The organism is Paraperlucidibaca sp., from assembly GCF_982810325.1.
This window is the reverse complement of sequence record NZ_CEYEMI010000037.1, coordinates 1-17726: the sequence shown is the minus strand read 5'-3', so window position 1 is coordinate 17726 and position 17726 is coordinate 1. Positions and strand designations below refer to the sequence as shown.

Annotated in this window: 20 protein-coding genes and 1 tRNA gene; 16 read left to right on the top strand and 5 right to left on the bottom strand. The window is 54.1% G+C overall.

Going from position 1 to position 17726, the window contains the following annotated elements:
• On the top strand, window positions 1-306 hold a 306-nt coding region (locus tag AC3DKE_RS10130), incomplete at its 5' end, for a TrmH family RNA methyltransferase (protein WP_487990612.1).
• Between the two features lie 53 nt (window positions 307-359).
• Here the strand turns inward: AC3DKE_RS10130 and argF are convergent.
• A complete protein-coding gene (gene argF / locus AC3DKE_RS10125; RefSeq protein ID WP_411729994.1) occupies window positions 360-1271 on the bottom strand; it encodes an ornithine carbamoyltransferase in 912 nt (303 codons plus the stop codon).
• Window positions 1268-2479: an acetylornithine/succinylornithine family transaminase gene (locus tag AC3DKE_RS10120; protein ID WP_487990611.1), complete on the bottom strand. Its 1212-nt coding sequence runs from the start codon at window positions 2477-2479 to the stop codon at window positions 1268-1270. Before AC3DKE_RS10120 ends, argF begins: the two co-directional genes overlap by 4 nt.
• A 121-nt stretch (window positions 2480-2600) precedes the next feature.
• Here AC3DKE_RS10120 and grxD point away from each other — a divergent pair, with 121 nt between their 5' ends.
• The 5 genes from grxD to AC3DKE_RS10095 all read left to right on the top strand — a co-directional run bounded on the left by grxD (window position 2601) and on the right by AC3DKE_RS10095 (window position 6903).
• Window positions 2601-2918, top strand: coding sequence for a Grx4 family monothiol glutaredoxin (grxD, locus tag AC3DKE_RS10115; protein ID WP_340675081.1), 318 nt, complete (start codon window positions 2601-2603; stop codon window positions 2916-2918).
• 66 nt (window positions 2919-2984) lie between these two features.
• Window positions 2985-3899, top strand: coding sequence for an SPFH domain-containing protein (locus tag AC3DKE_RS10110; protein WP_340675080.1), 915 nt, complete (start codon window positions 2985-2987; stop codon window positions 3897-3899).
• Window positions 3900-3902: 3 nt separating this feature from the next.
• Complete coding sequence (locus tag AC3DKE_RS10105) at window positions 3903-4328, top strand: NfeD family protein (RefSeq protein WP_340675079.1); 426 nt, start codon at window positions 3903-3905, stop codon at window positions 4326-4328.
• Window positions 4329-4468: 140 nt separating this feature from the next.
• Entirely contained in the window at window positions 4469-5908 is a 1440-nt protein-coding gene (locus tag AC3DKE_RS10100) for a circularly permuted type 2 ATP-grasp protein (protein ID WP_340675078.1), read from the top strand.
• Complete coding sequence (locus AC3DKE_RS10095) at window positions 5902-6903, top strand: alpha-E domain-containing protein (protein ID WP_411729996.1); 1002 nt, start codon at window positions 5902-5904, stop codon at window positions 6901-6903. The genes AC3DKE_RS10100 and AC3DKE_RS10095 overlap by 7 nt, the downstream gene beginning before the upstream one ends.
• Here AC3DKE_RS10095 and AC3DKE_RS10090 read toward each other — a convergent pair.
• Window positions 6900-7859, bottom strand: a complete 960-nt coding sequence (locus tag AC3DKE_RS10090; protein WP_484216442.1) for a fatty acid desaturase family protein — start codon at window positions 7857-7859, stop codon at window positions 6900-6902. The genes AC3DKE_RS10095 and AC3DKE_RS10090 overlap by 4 nt on opposite strands.
• Window positions 7860-8059: 200 nt before the next feature.
• Here AC3DKE_RS10090 and AC3DKE_RS10085 point away from each other — a divergent pair, with 200 nt between their 5' ends.
• Window positions 8060-8407 (top strand): BolA family protein, encoded by a 348-nt coding sequence (locus AC3DKE_RS10085; RefSeq protein ID WP_379070280.1) that lies wholly within the window; start codon window positions 8060-8062, stop codon window positions 8405-8407.
• On the top strand, window positions 8404-9336 hold the full coding sequence (gene trhO, locus AC3DKE_RS10080) for an oxygen-dependent tRNA uridine(34) hydroxylase TrhO (RefSeq protein ID WP_379070277.1): 933 nt from the start codon (window positions 8404-8406) through the stop codon (window positions 9334-9336). Before AC3DKE_RS10085 ends, trhO begins: the two co-directional genes overlap by 4 nt.
• Here trhO and AC3DKE_RS10075 read toward each other — a convergent pair.
• Entirely contained in the window at window positions 9333-9899 is a 567-nt protein-coding gene (locus tag AC3DKE_RS10075) for a YecA/YgfB family protein (protein WP_340675073.1), read from the bottom strand. The genes trhO and AC3DKE_RS10075 overlap by 4 nt on opposite strands.
• A gap of 122 nt (window positions 9900-10021) precedes the next feature.
• Between AC3DKE_RS10075 and recQ the strand changes: the two genes are divergently transcribed.
• The gene (recQ, locus tag AC3DKE_RS10070) at window positions 10022-11851 is read left to right on the top strand and encodes a DNA helicase RecQ (RefSeq protein WP_340675072.1); all 1830 of its coding nucleotides are present in this window, start codon (window positions 10022-10024) and stop codon (window positions 11849-11851) included.
• The gene (locus tag AC3DKE_RS10065) at window positions 11851-12600 is read left to right on the top strand and encodes a M48 family metallopeptidase (protein ID WP_487990610.1); all 750 of its coding nucleotides are present in this window, start codon (window positions 11851-11853) and stop codon (window positions 12598-12600) included. Before recQ ends, AC3DKE_RS10065 begins: the two co-directional genes overlap by 1 nt.
• On the opposite strand, the gene pbpG is transcribed toward AC3DKE_RS10065, so the two are convergent.
• Window positions 12577-13500 carry a D-alanyl-D-alanine endopeptidase gene (pbpG, locus tag AC3DKE_RS10060; RefSeq protein ID WP_340675070.1) on the bottom strand — a complete coding sequence of 308 codons (924 nt, stop codon included), beginning with the start codon at window positions 13498-13500 and terminating at the stop codon, window positions 12577-12579. The genes AC3DKE_RS10065 and pbpG overlap by 24 nt on opposite strands.
• A 100-nt stretch (window positions 13501-13600) precedes the next feature.
• Between pbpG and AC3DKE_RS10055 the strand changes: the two genes are divergently transcribed.
• The 6 genes from AC3DKE_RS10055 to AC3DKE_RS10030 all read left to right on the top strand — a co-directional run bounded on the left by AC3DKE_RS10055 (window position 13601) and on the right by AC3DKE_RS10030 (window position 17591).
• The gene (locus AC3DKE_RS10055) at window positions 13601-14281 is read left to right on the top strand and encodes a LuxR C-terminal-related transcriptional regulator (protein ID WP_487990609.1); all 681 of its coding nucleotides are present in this window, start codon (window positions 13601-13603) and stop codon (window positions 14279-14281) included.
• Entirely contained in the window at window positions 14278-16176 is a 1899-nt protein-coding gene (gene uvrC, locus AC3DKE_RS10050) for an excinuclease ABC subunit UvrC (RefSeq protein ID WP_484216992.1), read from the top strand. Before AC3DKE_RS10055 ends, uvrC begins: the two co-directional genes overlap by 4 nt.
• A gap of 47 nt (window positions 16177-16223) precedes the next feature.
• Entirely contained in the window at window positions 16224-16784 is a 561-nt protein-coding gene (gene pgsA, locus AC3DKE_RS10045; RefSeq protein ID WP_340675067.1) for a CDP-diacylglycerol--glycerol-3-phosphate 3-phosphatidyltransferase, read from the top strand.
• Between the two features lie 104 nt (window positions 16785-16888).
• A tRNA-Gly gene (locus AC3DKE_RS10040) sits at window positions 16889-16964 on the top strand.
• Window positions 16965-17082: 118 nt separating this feature from the next.
• On the top strand, window positions 17083-17310 hold the full coding sequence (locus tag AC3DKE_RS10035; protein ID WP_411730003.1) for a ParD-like family protein: 228 nt from the start codon (window positions 17083-17085) through the stop codon (window positions 17308-17310).
• Between the two features lie 2 nt (window positions 17311-17312).
• Window positions 17313-17591, top strand: coding sequence for a type II toxin-antitoxin system RelE/ParE family toxin (locus AC3DKE_RS10030; protein ID WP_411730004.1), 279 nt, complete (start codon window positions 17313-17315; stop codon window positions 17589-17591).
• The last annotated feature ends 135 nt before the right edge of the window (window positions 17592-17726 follow it).

The following is a 17726-nucleotide window of genomic DNA, read 5'->3' as shown; positions in this document are numbered from 1 at the left end:
CTGCCTGAGGGCACAAAAATCGTTTGTGTTGAGCTAGCCTTAGGCGCCATGAGTCTGCCTGAGTTTGAGCATCCCGAACGTGCGCTATATGTGTTTGGCCCTGAGGATGGCAGCTTGCCGAAGTCGGTCGTTAGTGAGGCCGATGCGGTGGTGTATATCCCCACCATCGGCTGCTTAAATTTGGCGGCGACGGTGAATGTGCTGCTTTATGACCGGCTGCTAAAGCGCGGTTTAAGTGATGAGATGAAAACTGGCGATGAGCTTATTTTGGCGAGCCGAGATAATCGCAATCGGCTGAAAGTTTAGCGCGCTTAAGCTGGCTCAGCGGCACCAAAAACTAGCTGCAAATTGCCCGCTATTTAGCGCGCACCCACCAGCAAAAACTCCAGCAATGCCTTCTGTGCATGCAGACGATTCTCCGCCTCATCCCAGACTACGCTGCGCTTATCGTCGAGCATATCTTCCGAGATTTCTTCGCCGCGATGCGCGGGTAAGCAATGCATAAATAGCGCGTCATCGACGGCGTGATCCATCAGGCGCGGATTGACCTGATACATCGAGAAACGACGCTTACGCACACTTTGCTCAGACTCTTGGCCCATGCTCGTCCACACGTCGGTAGCCACCAAGTGCGCACCCTCGGCGGCCTCTTCAGCGGTTTTCACCAAGGTCGCGCAATGGGCATATTGCTCGAGCATGTCGGGGTCTGGCTCAAAGCCGTAGGGGCAGGCGATGCGCAGATGAAAGCCGAATTGGTGTGCGGCATGGACATAGCTATTGCACATATTATTGCCATCGCCGACCCAAGCAAATTCGCGACCAGCTAGTGGGCCACGATGCTCGACAAAGGTTTGTAGGTCGGCGAGTAGCTGGCAGGGGTGATGGTCATCGGTGAGGGCGTTAATCACGGGCACGCGCGAATACGCCGCAAAGCGCTCGATGGTGGCGTGGTCGAAGGTGCGAATCATCACCGCATCGACCATGCGTGAAATCACTCGCGCTGAGTCTTCAATTGGCTCGCCGCGACCGAGTTGAGTGTCGCGCGGCGATAGAAAAATTGCCGAACCACCAAACTGCGCCATGCCCGCTTCAAACGAGACACGGGTACGAGTCGATGACTTCTCGAAAATCATCCCCAAGACGCGGTTTTTGAGCGGTTCATAGATTTCACCAGAGCGCAGTATGCGTTTCAGCTCGATGGCGCGATCTAAAATGCCTTGCAGTTCAGCCGGCGTGAAATCTAGGAGCGTGAGGAAGTGCCGCGTACTCATGCGCTTGCCTCGTTTGTCGCAGCTGCAGGCGCTAGGAATTCGCGCACCATCGCGCTAATGCGAGTCACTAGTTCGTCGGCCTCTGCGGCGGTAATCACCAGCGGCGGCAATAAACGAATACGATTTTCTGCGCTGACAATCAGCAGCACACCGGCATCACGGGCGATGGCGACTAGTTCTGTGCAGGGCTTTGGCAGCACGACGCCGAGCATCAGGCCTGCACCTTCTACAGTGACGCCAAGATCGCCAAGCTCACGGATGAAGCCGTCGCGAATGCGCTGGCCCATGGCCTCGGCGTTATCGACAGCACCAGCGAGCAGGCCATCCATGGTGGCGAGCGCAGCAGCGCAGCCTAGCGGCGTGCCGCCATAGGTGGTGCCGTGTTTGCCTGGACTAAAAAGCTCGGTGGCTTTGCCAGCGACTAGCGTGGCGCCTATAGGGAAGCCATTGCCTAAGCCTTTAGCCGTGCTCAGTACATCCGGCAAAATGCCCGCGTGCTGATACGCAAAATAGCGCCCAGTCCGGCCATTGCCGGTTTGAATTTCGTCGAGCATGAGCAGCCAGTCATGTTGGTCGCAGATGTCACGCAGAGCTTTCAAATAGCCGAAGCCATTTTTCGCCATGCGCACGCCGCTTTCGCCCTGGATGGGCTCGACCAAGATCGCCACGATATTGGGGTTGCGCGCGGCTACGGCTTCGATTGCAGCAATATCATCGAATGGTACGCGTTCAAAACCTTGCACCAGCGGGCCAAAGCCTTCTTGCACTTTCGGGTTGCCAGTGGCGGTTAGTGTTGCCATGGTGCGGCCGTGAAAGCTGTTTTCCATGACAATAATCGTTGGCAGTGCGATGCCTTTTTTATGGCCATAGAGCCGAGCTAGCTTGATCGCAGCTTCATTGGCTTCCGCACCGGAGTTGCCAAAAAAGGCACTGTTCATGCCCGAGACGGCACAGAGCTTATCGGCAAGCTGCTGCTGCAATGGCACTTGAAACAAGTTTGAGGTGTGCACCAGGGTGCTGGCTTGCTCAGCAATGGCTTTCGCTACGCCAGCGTGGGCATGACCCAAACCACAGACAGCAATGCCGGCGGTGGTGTCGAGGTAGCGCTTGCCATCGATGTCGTAGAGCCAGACGCCTTCGCCTCGCACAAACGCTACGGGCTGGCGGGCGTAGGTGGGCATTAAGGTCGGGGGCGTTAGGGCGGTCATGATGGCGAGCCTGCAGGTCATTGAAAAAGGTAATCGCGGAGTGTAGCGCTGGGGCATCGTTTCGCCAAGACACTTCAGTATCTGCTATATTGTGGGCCATATTTTCAACTGAGATGAAGCCATGGAAATCGAAGAGTTAATCAAGAAGCAAATTGCCGACAACGCCGTACTGTTGTTCATGAAAGGCACCCCGCAATTTCCACAATGCGGTTTTTCTGCCCGTACTGTCGAGGCCTTGGTGCAAGTTGGCGAACCATTCGCCTACGTCAATATTTTGGATAATCCTGACATCCGTGCCACCTTGCCGAAAATCGCAAACTGGCCAACCTTTCCACAGCTGTGGGTTAAAGGTGAGCTGATCGGTGGCTGCGACATCGTTATGGACATGGTTCAAAAAGGCGAATTAGCCACGCTCGTAAAAGAAGCGTCAGCTACTTAAGCCTTAACAGCGTTGGATTCAAGTCGCCGAGCAGAGCCTCTGTCGGTGCGCTAAATGGAGTTATATATGTTACCTATTTTCCTAATGGTCTTAGTTGCACTGGCCGTGCTCGTTGTTTTAATGAGTGTGAAAACCGTGCCCCAAGGCTATGAGTGGACAGTGGAGCGCTTCGGTCGCTACACCACCACACTGAGCCCAGGCCTGCATTTCATCATGCCGTTTTTCGATCAAGTCGGTCGCAAACTCAGCGTCATGGAACAGGTACTAGACATTCCTGCACAAGAAGTGATTTCGCGCGACAACGCCATGGTGCGTATCGATGCGGTCTGCTTCTACCAAGTCATCGACACGCCACGTGCTGCTTATGAAGTTCAAGGCTTGGGCTATGCCATTCAAAACTTGGCAATGACCAATATGCGTACTGTCATTGGTTCGCTAGACCTCGATGAGATGCTGTCGCAGCGTGACCAAATCAACGGTCGCTTGCTTGCTGCTATTGATCAGGCCACTGGCCCATGGGGTATTAAAATTACCCGCGTTGAGATTAAAGACATCACGCCGCCACACGATTTGGTCGATGCCATGGCGTCGCAAATGAAAGCTGAGCGTATGAAGCGTGCCTCGATTTTGGAAGCTGAAGGTCGCCGCCAAGCGGAGATTTTGGAAGCTGAAGGCGAGAAGCAAGGCCAGATTTTGAAAGCCGAGGGTGCTCGTGAAGCCGCCTTCTTGGAAGCTGAAGCGCGTGAGCGTGAAGCTCAGGCTGAAGCCAACGCCACCTCAATGGTGTCGGATGCTATCGGCAAGGGCAATATTCAAGCCTTGAACTACTTTATCGCGCAAAAATACGTCACTGCCTTTGGTGCCGTGGCAGCGTCGACCAACACCAAAGTCATCATGATGCCGATCGAAGCTACGCAGTTGGTTGGTAGCGTTGGCGGTATGGCTGAGTTGTTGAAAGCCGTACGCGACGATAAGGCCTAAGCCATGACAGCCACAGGGTGGTGGATTATTGCTCTGGTATTGGCGCTCAGCGAGCTGCTCTCGGGCTCGCTGTTTTTGCTGATGTTGGCAATTGCCGGCGGTCTAACGGCACTAGCAACTCACGCGGGTTTGACTGATTGGCAGTATCAAGCAGCCCTGTTCTCAGTGCTCTCAGTGTTGCTTTGCTTTGGCTGGGCTAAACGCCGTGCTTCAAAAGCTGCGGTGGCGCCGAATGGTCTAAACAGTGGCTCTAAGCGTTGGCTTGGCCGCGAGTTGGTGCTGACTGAGGCAATAGTACAAGGCCGTGCCCGTATTGCGATGGACGATACTTCGTGGACACTGAGTGGCCCGGATCTGCCTATTGGTGCTCGCGTTCGCGTGAGCTCAGTACAGGGCAATACGCTGGTGGTAGAGCCTATTTCTCAGTAGTTAGTCAGATTCATGATCCTCGGTTTACTGAGGCTCATCTGATCTGGCATATCCCTTGCTTATACATGGTATGACGCGATTGATCGCGTCAGCTTTGTAGGCTGCGATTGTCTGTCGCAGCCGCTATAGGGATAGCCACCATGACTGTACTCGAGCCCGCCTACGATGAAATGCACGATGCCCAAGGCCAGGTTCGTTCGCATTACCACCTCTACAATGATTGGCTGAGTAAGCATCCCGGTGAGGAGCTCGCTCAGAAGCGCCAAGAGGCCGATTTATTGTTTCGCCGCGTTGGAATTACCTTCGCAGTCTATGGCGATGAGTCTGGCGCTGAGCGTCTGATCCCATTTGATGCTATCCCACGCATGATTCCAGCTAGTGAGTGGACGGTATTAGAGCGTGGTTTGCGCCAACGTGCGCTAGCGTTGAACCAGTTTCTGCACGATATCTATCACAAGCAAAATATTCTCAAGGCCGGCGTCATTCCTAAAGACGTGGTTTTAGGCAATGCTGACTATCAGGCCATGATGGTTGGTGTGACCTTGCCTAACCAAATCTACGCACAGATTGCGGGCATTGATTTGGTTAGGCACCAGAACGGTGCTTATTACGTGCTTGAAGACAATTTACGAACGCCCAGCGGCGTGTCGTATATGTTGGAAAATCGCAAGATGATGATGCGATTATTTCCTGAGTTATTTGCTAGCCATGCCGTGGCACCCATTGATCATTATCCGGCCATGTTGCTTCGTACTTTGCGCGATGCCTCGCCGCAAACCAGTTCAACACCGACCGTGGTGGTACTCACTCCGGGGCGATATAACTCAGCGTATTTTGAGCATGCCTTTTTAGCGCAGCAAATGGGCGTGGAGTTGGTTGAGGGACAAGATCTTTTCGTCAGCGATGGTTGGGTCTGGATGCGAACCACTTCTGGCCCGAAAAAAGTGGACGTTATTTATCGTCGTATTGATGATGACTTCCTCGATCCGCAAGTGTTCCGTGCCGATTCTGCGCTTGGTGTATCAGGCTTGATCTCGGTCTATCGCGCCGGTCGTGTTGCCTTGATTAATGCCGTTGGCACGGGTGTGGCCGATGACAAATCGATCTACCCCTATGTGCCCGATATGATTCGCTTCTATTTGAGCGAAGAGCCGATTTTGCAAAATGTGCCGACGTGGCTACTGCGCAATCCTGACGACCTACGCTATGTCCTTGAGCATTTGCCAGAGCTGGTGGTGAAGGAGGTTCATGGCTCTGGTGGCTATGGCATGCTCATTGGCCCAACCAGCAGCAAGGCTGAAATTGAGGCCTATCGCCAACGCATTCTGGCCAATCCAGCTGAGTTTATTGCGCAGCCAACCTTGTCGTTATCTACCTGCCCAACTTTTGTTGAGAGTGGTGTTGCTCCGCGCCATCTCGACCTGCGGCCCTTTGTGTTGTCGGGCAAAGAGGTGGTCATTATGCCCGGTGGACTCACGCGCGTGGCCTTGAAGGAAAACTCCTTGGTGGTGAATTCGTCTCAGGGTGGCGGCACTAAAGATACTTGGATTGTTGGCGATGCCTCGGAGGCCACATGTTAAGTCGTACTGCCTCAAGCTTGTTTTGGATGGGTCGCTATATGGAGCGCGCTGAAAATTTAGCGCGCTTACTCGATGTCAGCCAGCAGTTGGCCTTGATGCCCGGCGCTAGCAGTGACGTGATTGCCATTCCCTTAGATGCCATTGATCAGCGTGAGCTTTTTGATGCCACGGGCAATGCTATTAGCTCCGATGAAATTGCCTATTTTCTCATGCTGCATGAGGAAAGCCCGTCGAGCATCATGAGCTCGCTGCGGCAAGCGCGCGCCAATGCGCATGTCGTGCGCGGCACCATTACCAGTGAGTTATGGGAATCGCTTAATGCGACGTGGCTGGAGATGCGCTTGAACACGCGGGCTAAAATTCGTGCGCAAGGCCAGGCGCGATTTTTGGAATGGGTGAAAGAGCGCTCGCATATGTATCGCGGCATTTTGATCGGCACTAGCCAGCGTAACGACGCGTATTTATTTGCACGCCTAGGTACTGACTTGGAGCGTGCGGATAACACGACGCGACTGTTTCGCTACCATTTGGAGGCGTTCGCAGCGCCAGATCAAACTGGGCGGCCATCGTATTACGCATGGGCCGCATTGCTTCGGGCATTGTCAGCGTATGAGGCTTATCGCGATACCTATGGCGATAGCCTGCGTGTGAGTCACATTGGCGATATGTTGCTGATGCGCGACGATTTACCTCGTTCGCTGTTGGCATGCTTTAGTGATATTGCGCAAACCTTAGAGGGCATAAATGGCGAGCAGAGCCGTGAGGTTCGCCGCCGTGTTGCGCAGATTCAGGCGCAGCTGCGCTATGGCAGCTGGGATAGTGATTTTGCCCAAGATGCCGTGGCTAAGCTTGACGATATATTGGTGCAGATTAGTGATGTTGGCGAGGCTATTGAACAGGCTTATTGGGCCACCGATGAGGTGGTGGCCGCTGATGCAGTAGATGAGGCAGTGATTGGTGCGGTCACTGCCGGGCAAAGCCAAAGTAACGCTTAATGCGTCGTAGCTCGGCGCAGTACACTCAATAAGCTGCTGGCTTGGTTCTGTTCTGGAATCACGCCAGCAGCTTTCAACTCCGCATGTAGCTTCGGCAAATGCCAGCATGGCGCTGTCGGCATGAAGTGATGTTCTAGGTGGTAATGCTCATAGTGCGGCGCAAATAGCAGCTTCTCGAACCAATTCGCCGAGGTAGTGCGTGCGTGCATTAGTGGGTTTTTGCTCAATGGATCGGCGACCACGGCATGGTCGGCAATCTGGCGTATGCGCATGCAGGTTGGTAGTACAAAGATGAAGGCTATTGCCCAGAGGCCGTAGAGCCAGCCATTGCCGAGTGCATAGAGTGCGCCCCAAATAGCGAACTGCCAGAGAATGGCGATGTGGCCATTATTTCCGATGAATTTTTTCGCATAGCCACTGACACCTTGTGGCGCAGGCATTAGGCGTTCGACCTTGCCGGTGAGCTCATATTTCCAATAGCCCGCGTACATGCCCATGAGACCGATGATGGACTTGATGCCAGTTTGGCCGCTGATGTCGCGCCAAATTTTGCGTTTCAGGCTGCCAGGGCTGACCGGATAGCTCTCGGTCATGATGCGGTCGGGGTCATCGGGCGTGCCAGCAAGACGGTGATGCGTCATATGATAGGCGCGGTAGCTGGGCATGCTTTGCAAGATCGGTAGGGCGGCTAGGTATTCGCCAATCCATTCGTTTAGCGATGGCGTAGCAAATAGCGAGCGATGCGCGGTTTCATGCTGCAGGATGGCAAAGCCGGCCATGGCACTTGCCAGCAGAAACACACTGAGCACATAGCTTAGTGGGTGCGGCCAAGCTAGGCTGATGGCGAAACCGGCAATCACCAGCGTCCAATCTTTGGCGACTTCTAATGTACCGCGCCAGTTTGATTTTTGGTTGAGCTCGGCGCGACGCGCGGGACTTAGGCTGTATGTGCTCATATCGATGCTCATGGAGTATTTAGCGTGGATTTATATTACTCATAAAAATTCATATGTGCAAATGATGTAATGAATCTAAATGATTTGCTGCAATCTTGACCCTGAGCAAGCGAGGCTGAGTTTCAGGCTCTATAATAGAAACATTAGCCATGTGCTTGAGCTGTGCTCTAGCCTTGGCAGACTGGTTTTGGAGTGTTGTTATGTCCTCTGTTTCACCATCTACAGCTTCTACTTCGGCATCATCTAGCCGCGAGCAGCGCATTATTGCGGCGGTTACCCAGGCGATCCAGCCTAGTCACATTGAAGTGCTGAACGAGTCACATAATCATGGCGGCCCAGGCACCGAGACGCATTACAAGTTGATTGCCGTGAGCGAGGCGTTTCAAGGTCAGCGCGCAGTGGCAAGACATCAGCGCATTTATGCCGCAACGGCTGCTGAGCGTGACACCGGCCTGCATGCATTGGCTTTGCATTTGTACACGCCAGAGGAATGGGCTGCTATTGATGCTGCGCCCGAAAGCCCAGCTTGCCGTGGAGGCAGCCAATGAGCGAAGCATGGATTCAGGCGCGCCAAGCGGCCGATGAGCCTGTGGTGGTTGCTGCGCTTTATCATTTTGCCGATTGGCCTGAGTTTGCCGAAGTCAAAGCTCCGCTCACCGAGTTCTGTGTAGGCTTAGGCATTCGCGGCACGTTATTGCTCGCGCATGAGGGCATAAATGGCACGGTGTCGGGCACGCGCTCGGCCATCGATGCATTGCTCGCGCGCTTGCGTGGCGACAGCCGCTTTGCCAATTTAGAGCATAAAGAGTCGTTTTCTGATCGCCATCCATTCTTGCGTTTGAAAATTAAGCTCAAGCGCGAAATCGTCACTTTAGGCAAGCCGGTTGATCCTACAGCGGTGGTTGGCACTTACGTGAAGCCGCAGGAATGGAATGCGCTGATTAGCGATCCATCGGTGTTATTGATCGATACGCGCAACGATTATGAGGTGGCCATTGGCACCTTTGCTGGAGCGGTAGATCCTAAGACGGCGAACTTCAGTGACTTTCCCGAATACGTCGCCAGCCAGCTAGACCCTGCAAAGCATACTCGCGTCGCGATGTTTTGCACCGGCGGCATCCGCTGTGAGAAAGCCTCAAGCTATATGCGTCAGCAAGGTTTCGATGAGGTCTATCACCTACAAGGCGGCATCTTGAAATATTTGGAAGAAGTGCCAGTCGAAGAAAGCCTGTGGCAGGGCGAGTGTTTTGTTTTCGATGAGCGCGTGGCGGTCAAGCATGGCCTAGAGCAGGGCGAGGCCACCGTCTGTTATGGCTGCCGCCGTGCTTTGATGCCAGCGGATTTAGAGTCGCCGCTTTATGAGTACGGCATCAGCTGCGCACATTGCCACGATAGCTTGAGTGATGATCAGCGTAAGCGTTTTGCCGAGCGCCGCATGCAATTGGCGCTGGCGACAAAACGCTTAGGCAAGTCTTAATGCCCTTCGGGTGCGTGGAAGTGCAGGTAAATCGAGGTGATGAGTTCGGGGATCTCGCTGGTCATGCCGGAGAGCATTTTGCGGTCGCGACGCAGCGGCATCAGATCAGGATCTTCGATCAAGTCCGAGAGCACCAGCATGGGCAAGGTCATGTCGGCGATTTCATCTTCGTCGATGCGATACCAGTCGTCTTCGTCCAAAAACAGCGCCTCCATGAAGCCAGCACACCAGCTATTGAGCGGCGTGTCGTCATCGGGCTCGGCGTGCAACGGGCAGGGCAGCACCAAGCGCACACCATGATAAAGCGCGGCGTGGATGCTTTTTTGCCAAGCCTGCAGGTCGGCAAACAAATCCGCACTGGCTTCGGCGTTGGGCAGCGGCGCTTCGTCATCGAAGCAAGCGGTCATCGCCTCTTCGTCGAGCTTGCCGCGCGGGCCCACGGTGAGGCCCGTAAGGAAGCCGTGCATGCCAGCGAAGTCAGGGCCATTGGGGTTGGCGTCGCCATCGAGAAAAGTCTCCAGAGCCAGCAGTGTGGACTCGGACAAAGCGTATTGTTCGTGCATAAGCGGCGCTCCAAAATATCCATGCATTGTACTCTGAACAATAGCGCAAAGAGAGCCTCTGCATCGCGCAAAATTACGACATTGCGTACGCGCACTCATCTGAATTTAAAGGAAGCCTGCTGATGTCGGCGAGTATTGATCGCGCCCGCGAGGTGCTGCGCCAAGTCTGGGGCTATAGCGATTTCCGTGGCCGCCAAGCCGAAGTTGTCGACACCGTTGCCAATGGCGGCGATGCCCTAGTACTGATGCCCACTGGCGGTGGTAAGTCCTTGTGCTATCAAGTGCCGGCCTTGATGCGCAGTGGCACAGCGATCGTCATCTCTCCGCTCATCTCACTGATGCAAGATCAAGTCGCGACCTTGCTGCAGCTAGGCGTGCGCGCGGCGTATTTGAGCAGTAGCTTGGATTTGCACGAGGCGCGGGCGATTGAAACGCAGCTACTCGACGGCTCACTCGATCTGCTTTATATGGCGCCTGAACGGATGGTCACTGCGCGTAATTTGGCGCTGCTGTCACGCGTGCCAATTTCATTATTTGCCATCGATGAAGCGCATTGTGTGTCGCAATGGGGCCATGATTTCCGCGCTGATTATTTAGGTCTGTCGGTGCTCGCTGAGCAGTTTCCCGATGTGCCGCGCTTGGCATTAACGGCCACCGCCGACCTGCGCACCCGCGCTGATATTGCGCGCTTGCTGAAGCTCGATCATGCGCCGGTATTTTTAAGCAGCTTCGACCGACCGAATATCTATTACCGCATTTTGCCGCGCCTCAACGCGATGGATCAGCTCACCGATTTTATCCGCCGCGAACACCCGCAAGATGCTGGCATTGTCTATTGCTTATCGCGCGCGAAAACCGAGCGAGTGGCGGCGGCTTTGGTGAAGCAAGGCTTTCCGGCGCTGGTCTATCACGCTGGCTTATCGCCAGCCGAGCGCGAGTCCAATCAAACCAGATTCTTGCGCGAAGAGGGCATTATTGTTGTCGCCACCATCGCGTTTGGTATGGGCATCGATAAGCCCAATGTGCGCTTTGTCGCGCACCTAGATTTGCCCAAAAGTCTTGAGGCTTATTATCAAGAAACTGGTCGTGCTGGCCGCGATGGTCTGCCTTCAACGGTATCGCTTTTTTACGGCCTGCAAGATGTCATCAAGCATCAGCAAATGCTGGCGCAATCCAATGGCAGCGAAGAGCATAAGCGTCATGAGCGCCGCCGCATCGATGCCATGCTTCAGCTTTGCGAGACCACGGCATGTCGCCGCCAATTGCTGCTGCGCTATTTCGATGAGCATATGCCCGAGCCCTGCGGCCACTGCGATGTCTGCACGGAGCCGGTGGCGACTTGGGATGCCACCGAACCGGCGCGCATGGCCTTGTCGGCGGTGTATCGCACTGGCCAGCGCTACGGCGTTGAGTATGCGGTAGAAGTGCTCAGCGGCAAGCGCTCCGATCGTGTCTTGAGCAATGCTCACGAGCAGCTCGCGGTGTTTGGCCAAGGCGTGCATTTGAGCCTAAAAGCCTGGCGTAGTATTTATCGCCAGCTGTTGGCGCACGGCTTATTACTGGTCGATGCCGATGGCTACGGCACACTACGTTTGGCGCCAGAGTGCCGGCCATTGCTGAAGGGCGAAGTCAGCCTGCAATTGCGCAAAGATCGCGACACCGCCAGTTCTCAGCGCTCGAGCAAACCATCGCGAGCGGCGAGCAGCATTGAGCCGGCAGATGAACCGTTATGGCAGGCCTTGCGCGCACGTCGCAGTAAATTGGCGAAGGAGCAGGGTGTACCGCCTTATGTCATTTTCCATGACAGCACCTTGATCGATATGGTCATGCGCCAACCGCAAAGCCTGCAAGAAATGAGTACCGTTGCCGGCATCGGCGAGAGTAAGTTGGCGCGCTATGGTGAAGCCTTCTTGGCGGTGATTTTGGATCAAAGTTATCCGGTCATGGGCTAATGAGCGGCGCGCAGGCGTGGCAGCTGAAGCGATCATCGCGGCGCACGGTGGCGATTCATATTCGCCGTGATGGCCATGTTGAAGTGCGAGCGCCGCTGCGTTATCCGCTCAATGCCATCGAAGCCTTTGTGCGTAGCCGCCAAGCTTGGATAGATGAGCAGCTGCAGCGCTTAGGCGACTTACCGGCATTGCCGCAATGGGGCGAGGATCGTCAGTGGTGGCATCAGGGTCAGGAATGGCCGGTGCATATCGAGCACGTGGCTACACAGCGTGGGCGGGTGCAGGTTTGCTTTAGTGCTACTAGCCTGAGCCTAGGCAGCATAAGCACGACTGACCATGGCTTTAAAATAACAACGACAACTGAGCCCGACACCTGGCCCAAGCTCATCACCAAGTCCCTACAAAATTGGCAGACAGCTCAAGCCAAGCAATCATTGCCTATTCGTGTGGAGGCTTTAGTAGCGAAGCATGGTGAACAATGGCGACCAACCGCTTTACGTTTTCGCTGCCTGCGCTCGCGCTGGGGCAGTTGCAGCGCCGATGGCCGCATCATGCTCAACACTCAGCTCATGCAGCTGCCTGAGCACTTAATCGATTATGTGATTTGCCACGAGATGGCGCATTTGCGCGAGATGAATCACAGTGCGGCGTTCTATGCTGTGCAAGCGCGCTTGAACCCAGAGTGGCAGGTTCAGCGCGTTGAAATGAAGCAGTGGGCTACGCGCTTAGTTACGAGCGGCGACGTCTAGCCAGTCTTTCACGCGGTTAGCATCACCAATTCGCGTGTATTTTCCCCACGAATCCATCAGCACAATAACCACGGGCTTGTCTTGGATATGCGCCATCATGACCAAGCAACGACCAGCTTCATTGATAAAGCCAGTTTTCGAAATATCGATTTCCCATTCGGGCTTTTTCACCAAGCCGTTGGTGTTGCGAAAGCGCTGCTCTTGGCCACGCACCATCACGCTGTATTCGGGTGTTGTTGAAAAGGCACGAATGTCGGCGTAGCGATATGCCGCCTGCACCATCTTAGTAAGTTCGCCAGGTGTTGAGACGTTTGCGCCATGCAGGCCGGTGCCGTCGAAAAACTGCGTATTGGGCATGCCCAAGCTGCGCGCTTTGCGATTCATTGCCGCGATGCCCGCAGCCAAACCGCCTGGATAATTGCGAATTAAAGCCGATGCGGCGCGATTTTCTGAAGCCATTAACGCCAGTAGCATGAGGTCGGCGCGCGGTAGGCTAGTGCCAACACTCATGCGTGAATGGGTATGGCGAAGATGATCAATATCATCTTTAGTAATCGTGACCAGCTCATCCATGGATTGCTTTGCATCGAGCACCACCATCGCTGTCATCAGTTTGGTGATGGAGGCAATCGGCATGCGCTGATGAACGTTTTTCGAGTACAGCACTTCGCCGGTTTCAACATTGGTAATAAGTGCTGCGCGTGAGGCAACATCCAATGGTGTGGTGAAGCTGCTGTGGATAATGTCGGGCCCAGCGCGACGCTGCTCGGCGGCGATCTGAGCTGCTGATACGGGCGCTGCTGTTTTGGCCGCATAGGCTTGTGGAGCCATTGCGAAGAGGCTTAAAACAGCAACAGCAAAAGCCCTGCGCGGGCTAAGAATTTTAACGTTTGGCAACATGAAAAGAGTCTCGGTATTTATGACTAGATTGCGTTCAAGCGTTATGTAACATAAGACGGTGCAGTTATGATAGTAGGTCGGCTTAAAAGTAGGGGGTAATGTGGCGCTAACGGTGGCTATCGTCGACAATAATGCGCTCCTGCGAGATGGTATTGCAGCGCTACTTTTCCTGCCTATTTCCGGCTTGCGCGTGGTGATGGCCAGTGACTGCGATGACGCCGCAATGACGGCTTTGCAATCGACTAGTTTTCGTGTTGCTTTAATTGGTATTTCTGGGGCAAATACGCCATCTAGCTTAAGCAGTGAAGCGAGCGATCAAACAGATGCTCCGAAAACACATTTCGAACTCGCCATGCGCTTGATGCATCTAGCCGATAAGCCGCGCGTGGTACTGATGAACCAAACGCCTGAGGTCTATCCAAAAGCCATGATTCAGGCCGGCGTTTCGGGTTTTTTATCCACCCATGCCGATCTCGATGAGCTAGTAAAATCCTTGCGTTTGGCGGGGATGGGTAAGTCGTATATTTCACCGAGTTTGTCGACGGCTTGGGCGCAAGAAGGCTTATGTAATGAGCAGGAGCGCTTTGCTGAATTATCGGCGCGTGAGTTGGCGGTTATGCACTATGTTTTGGCGGAGAAGCGAGTGCCCGAAATTGCTGAGCTATTGAGCATTAATCCGAAAACAGTAGCGACTTATCGCAGCCGAATGATGGAGAAGCTTGGCGTGCGCTCAGATCTCGGTTTGTTCAAGCTCGTGCAATCTACAGGACTGTGCTCATGACGGATGTCACGGCCACCTTAGCTGCGCCGGAGCCATTGGAGCCGACGGCAAATAGCAAGCATGCCAACGCATTACGCCTAGAGGCTTTGCGCGACACAGTGAAAACCTTGCCAACTGACCCCGGTGTTTATCGCATGCTCGATGCCACCGGCGCAGTGCTTTATGTCGGCAAGGCCAAGGTGCTGAAAAATCGCGTTAATTCCTATTTTGCCAAGCAGGTCGACAGCCCGAAAACTAAAGCTTTAGTGGCGCGTATTCACGCCATTGAAGTGACTATTACGGCCTCGGAAACTGAGGCGCTGCTGCTTGAGCAAACGCTGATTAAGTCGCTGAAGCCTCCTTTTAATATTCTACTTCGCGATGATAAAAGTTACCCATCGGTGCTATTAACTGAGGGCGATGCTTGGCCTCGATTAGGTTTTCATCGTGGCCCGAAAAAACAAAAAGGCCGTTACTTTGGCCCGTTTCCTAGCTCGGTGTCGGTGCGCGATAGCCTGAATTTATTGCAGAAGTTATTTCAGGTGCGCCAATGCGAAGACAGCTTTTTTCGCAATCGCACAAGACCATGCTTACAGCACCAAATTGGCCGTTGCCGCGCGCCCTGCGTAGGCTTGGTCAGCGACGAAGATTATCGCCGCGATGTCATCAATACGCGGCTGTTTTTAGAGGGCCGTAATGCCGAAGTTACCGACGGTCTTATCGCGCGCATGGACATGGCGGCCGAGGCCTTAGATTTTGAATCAGCCGCGCGTTATCGCGACCAACTCAGCGCATTGCGGCGCATACAAGAGCAGCAGTTCGTGCTCAATGATTTGGGTTCAGCCGATGTTTATGGTGTGGCGGCGCAGCCCGGTGGCGTTTGCGTGTCGGTGTTACAAGTGCGCGATGGTCGTGTTTTGGGTAGCAAAAATTGGCATCCCAGCGTGTTTGGCGAGACCGCTATTGAAGATATTTTGGCTGAGTTCCTGCCTTCGTATTATTTGCAGATAGGCGCTGGTCGCGAGCTGCCGCGAGAGATCATCACGCCAGTGGCTTTGGCTGATGACGCGGTGTTAGCCGATGCCTTACGCCAGCACTTTGGTCGCGAAGTTGAGATCAAGTCACGGGTGCGGGAGACGCGGGCGGCCTGGTTGACCATGGCGCAGCGTAATGCCGAGTCGGCGCTAACGGCAAAGCTCAGCCATCGCGGTCATACCGCCATGCGCTTTGCCGAGCTGCAGCGTGTGTTGGCTTTGGAGAAACCGATTAAACGCATGGAGTGTTTTGATATTTCGCACACCATGGGCGAGGCCACGGTTGCCTCTTGTGTGGTATTCGATGGCGAGGGTCCGCGCAGCAGTGACTATCGCCGCTTTAATATCGAGGGCATCACGCCCGGCGATGATTACGCCGCCATGCATCAAGCCTTAACGCGGCGCTATAGCAAACTCGACCCTAATGATGAGCGCTTGCCTGATGTCTTATTTATTGATGGCGGCAAGGGCCAGCTCAGCCAAGCGATCGATGTTTTGGCCACGTTGGGCATCATTTCTGTGCAGCTGATTGGCATTGCCAAGGGCGAGGGCCGTAAGCCTGGGTTGGAGACATTGCACTTTCCTGACCGAGAGCCTTTGAACTTAGATGCGCAATCGCCGGCCCTGCATTTGACTCAGCACATTCGCGACGAAGCGCATCGGTTTGCCATTACCGGGCATAGGGCTCGCCGCGCCAAGGCGCGTAAAACCTCGACGCTAGAAGGTATTGATGGCATTGGCCCAGCGCGCCGGCGTGCCTTAATTCAGCATTTTGGTGGCTTGCAAGAAGTGCTACGAGCCAGCGCGCATGACCTCGCTCGCGTCAATGGCATTAGCGATGCCTTAGCACAAAGCCTATATGCCGCCTTGCACAGTCATTGAAGTTCTAGGATAGTCTGTGACTTCATTCTGACCGTATGGAGACGGTGTTGGCCGCACGTCCACTTTGGAACATCCCAAATATTCTGACCGTCTCCCGTGTTGCCCTGATTCCGGTGCTACTGGTGCTCGCGTATTCGCCTATCGCCTTTCGTAATGAGATCGTTGCCGCCGTCTTTGCAATTGCTGCCGCCACCGATTGGTTCGATGGCTATTTGGCGCGCACGCTGAATCAAGGCTCGGCCTTTGGCCGCTTTTTAGATCCTGTTGCCGATAAACTTATGGTCGCTGCCGCACTAATTTTGCTAGTCGAATGGCATGCGCACGTGGTCATGGTAGTGCCGGCGATTGTCATCATTTCGCGTGAGATCACCATCTCGGCATTGCGCGAATGGATGGCTGAAATTGGCCAACGCACGCAAGTGGCAGTAAGCGCCATTGGCAAATGGAAAACCGCCGCGCAAATGGTCTCGATCACTTTGCTACTGCTCGATTGGGCGGTACTAAATCCGCTGGCATGGGGCTTGTTGTATTTGTCGGTCGTGCTGACCTTATGGTCGATGTGCATCTACTTAGTGGCAGCATGGCCATCGCTAAGTGAAGCAGATTAAATAGCTGGCTAAAGTTTGCGCAGACGCACTGCCTAAGGCTTGACTTGATTCTGCCAAGGCCTACAATGCGCGCCTGTTCCAGTGACGCAAGTCATTTGATCATTGCGGGTGTAGCTCAGCTGGTAGAGCGCGACCTTGCCAAGGTCGAGGTCACGAGTTCGAGCCTCGTTACCCGCTCCAAATTTCAGAACCCCCAAAGCCTAGTGCTGCGGGGGTTTTGTCGTTTCTGGACTAGCAGTTTTTCTTTTTGATGGCAATGCTACATTTGTGGTAGATTTCTAATTATAGGAGATCAGCCATGAGTACTGTTTCTGTTCGAATTGATAAAGATCTGATTGATGCCGCGCGTTCAAGCGCCAGTGCGGAGTTTCGCACGGTGCAGGGCCAGCTTGAGTTTTGGGCCAAGGTGGGCCGTGCTGCGTTAGACAATCCTGAGCTGCCAGCGTCATTTATTGCTGAATCTATGATGAGCCTGGCTGAGTCGCGCGATGACAGCCTGCCATTTGTGCCGCGCTCAAAGAAATAAACATGACATGGACGCTCCAGCAAACGCGACGGTTTGCGCGCATCTACAAAAAGCTTCATGACAATCTTATTGACGAAGTAGATGCCGCCATTAGCACGGTGGCAAAAGATCCCGACATTGGCGATAAGAAAAAAGGCGATCTTGCTCAACTTTGGGTTTATAAGTTCCGCTGCCAAGGCCAGTTGTATCTGCTGGGCTACACACGAGATGACAAGATACGCTTAGTGTATTTAGAGGCGCTCGGCTCACACGAAAACTTTTACCGAGACCTGAAGCGCTAGAGCACTGGAGAATTTGCTATCCTGCGTGTCAATTTTGGCTTGATGGATGTGCGCATGTCTGCAACTTCACGCTCGGCAATTGGTGTATTTGACTCCGGTATTGGCGGTCTCACCGTGGTGCGGGCGCTAATGGAG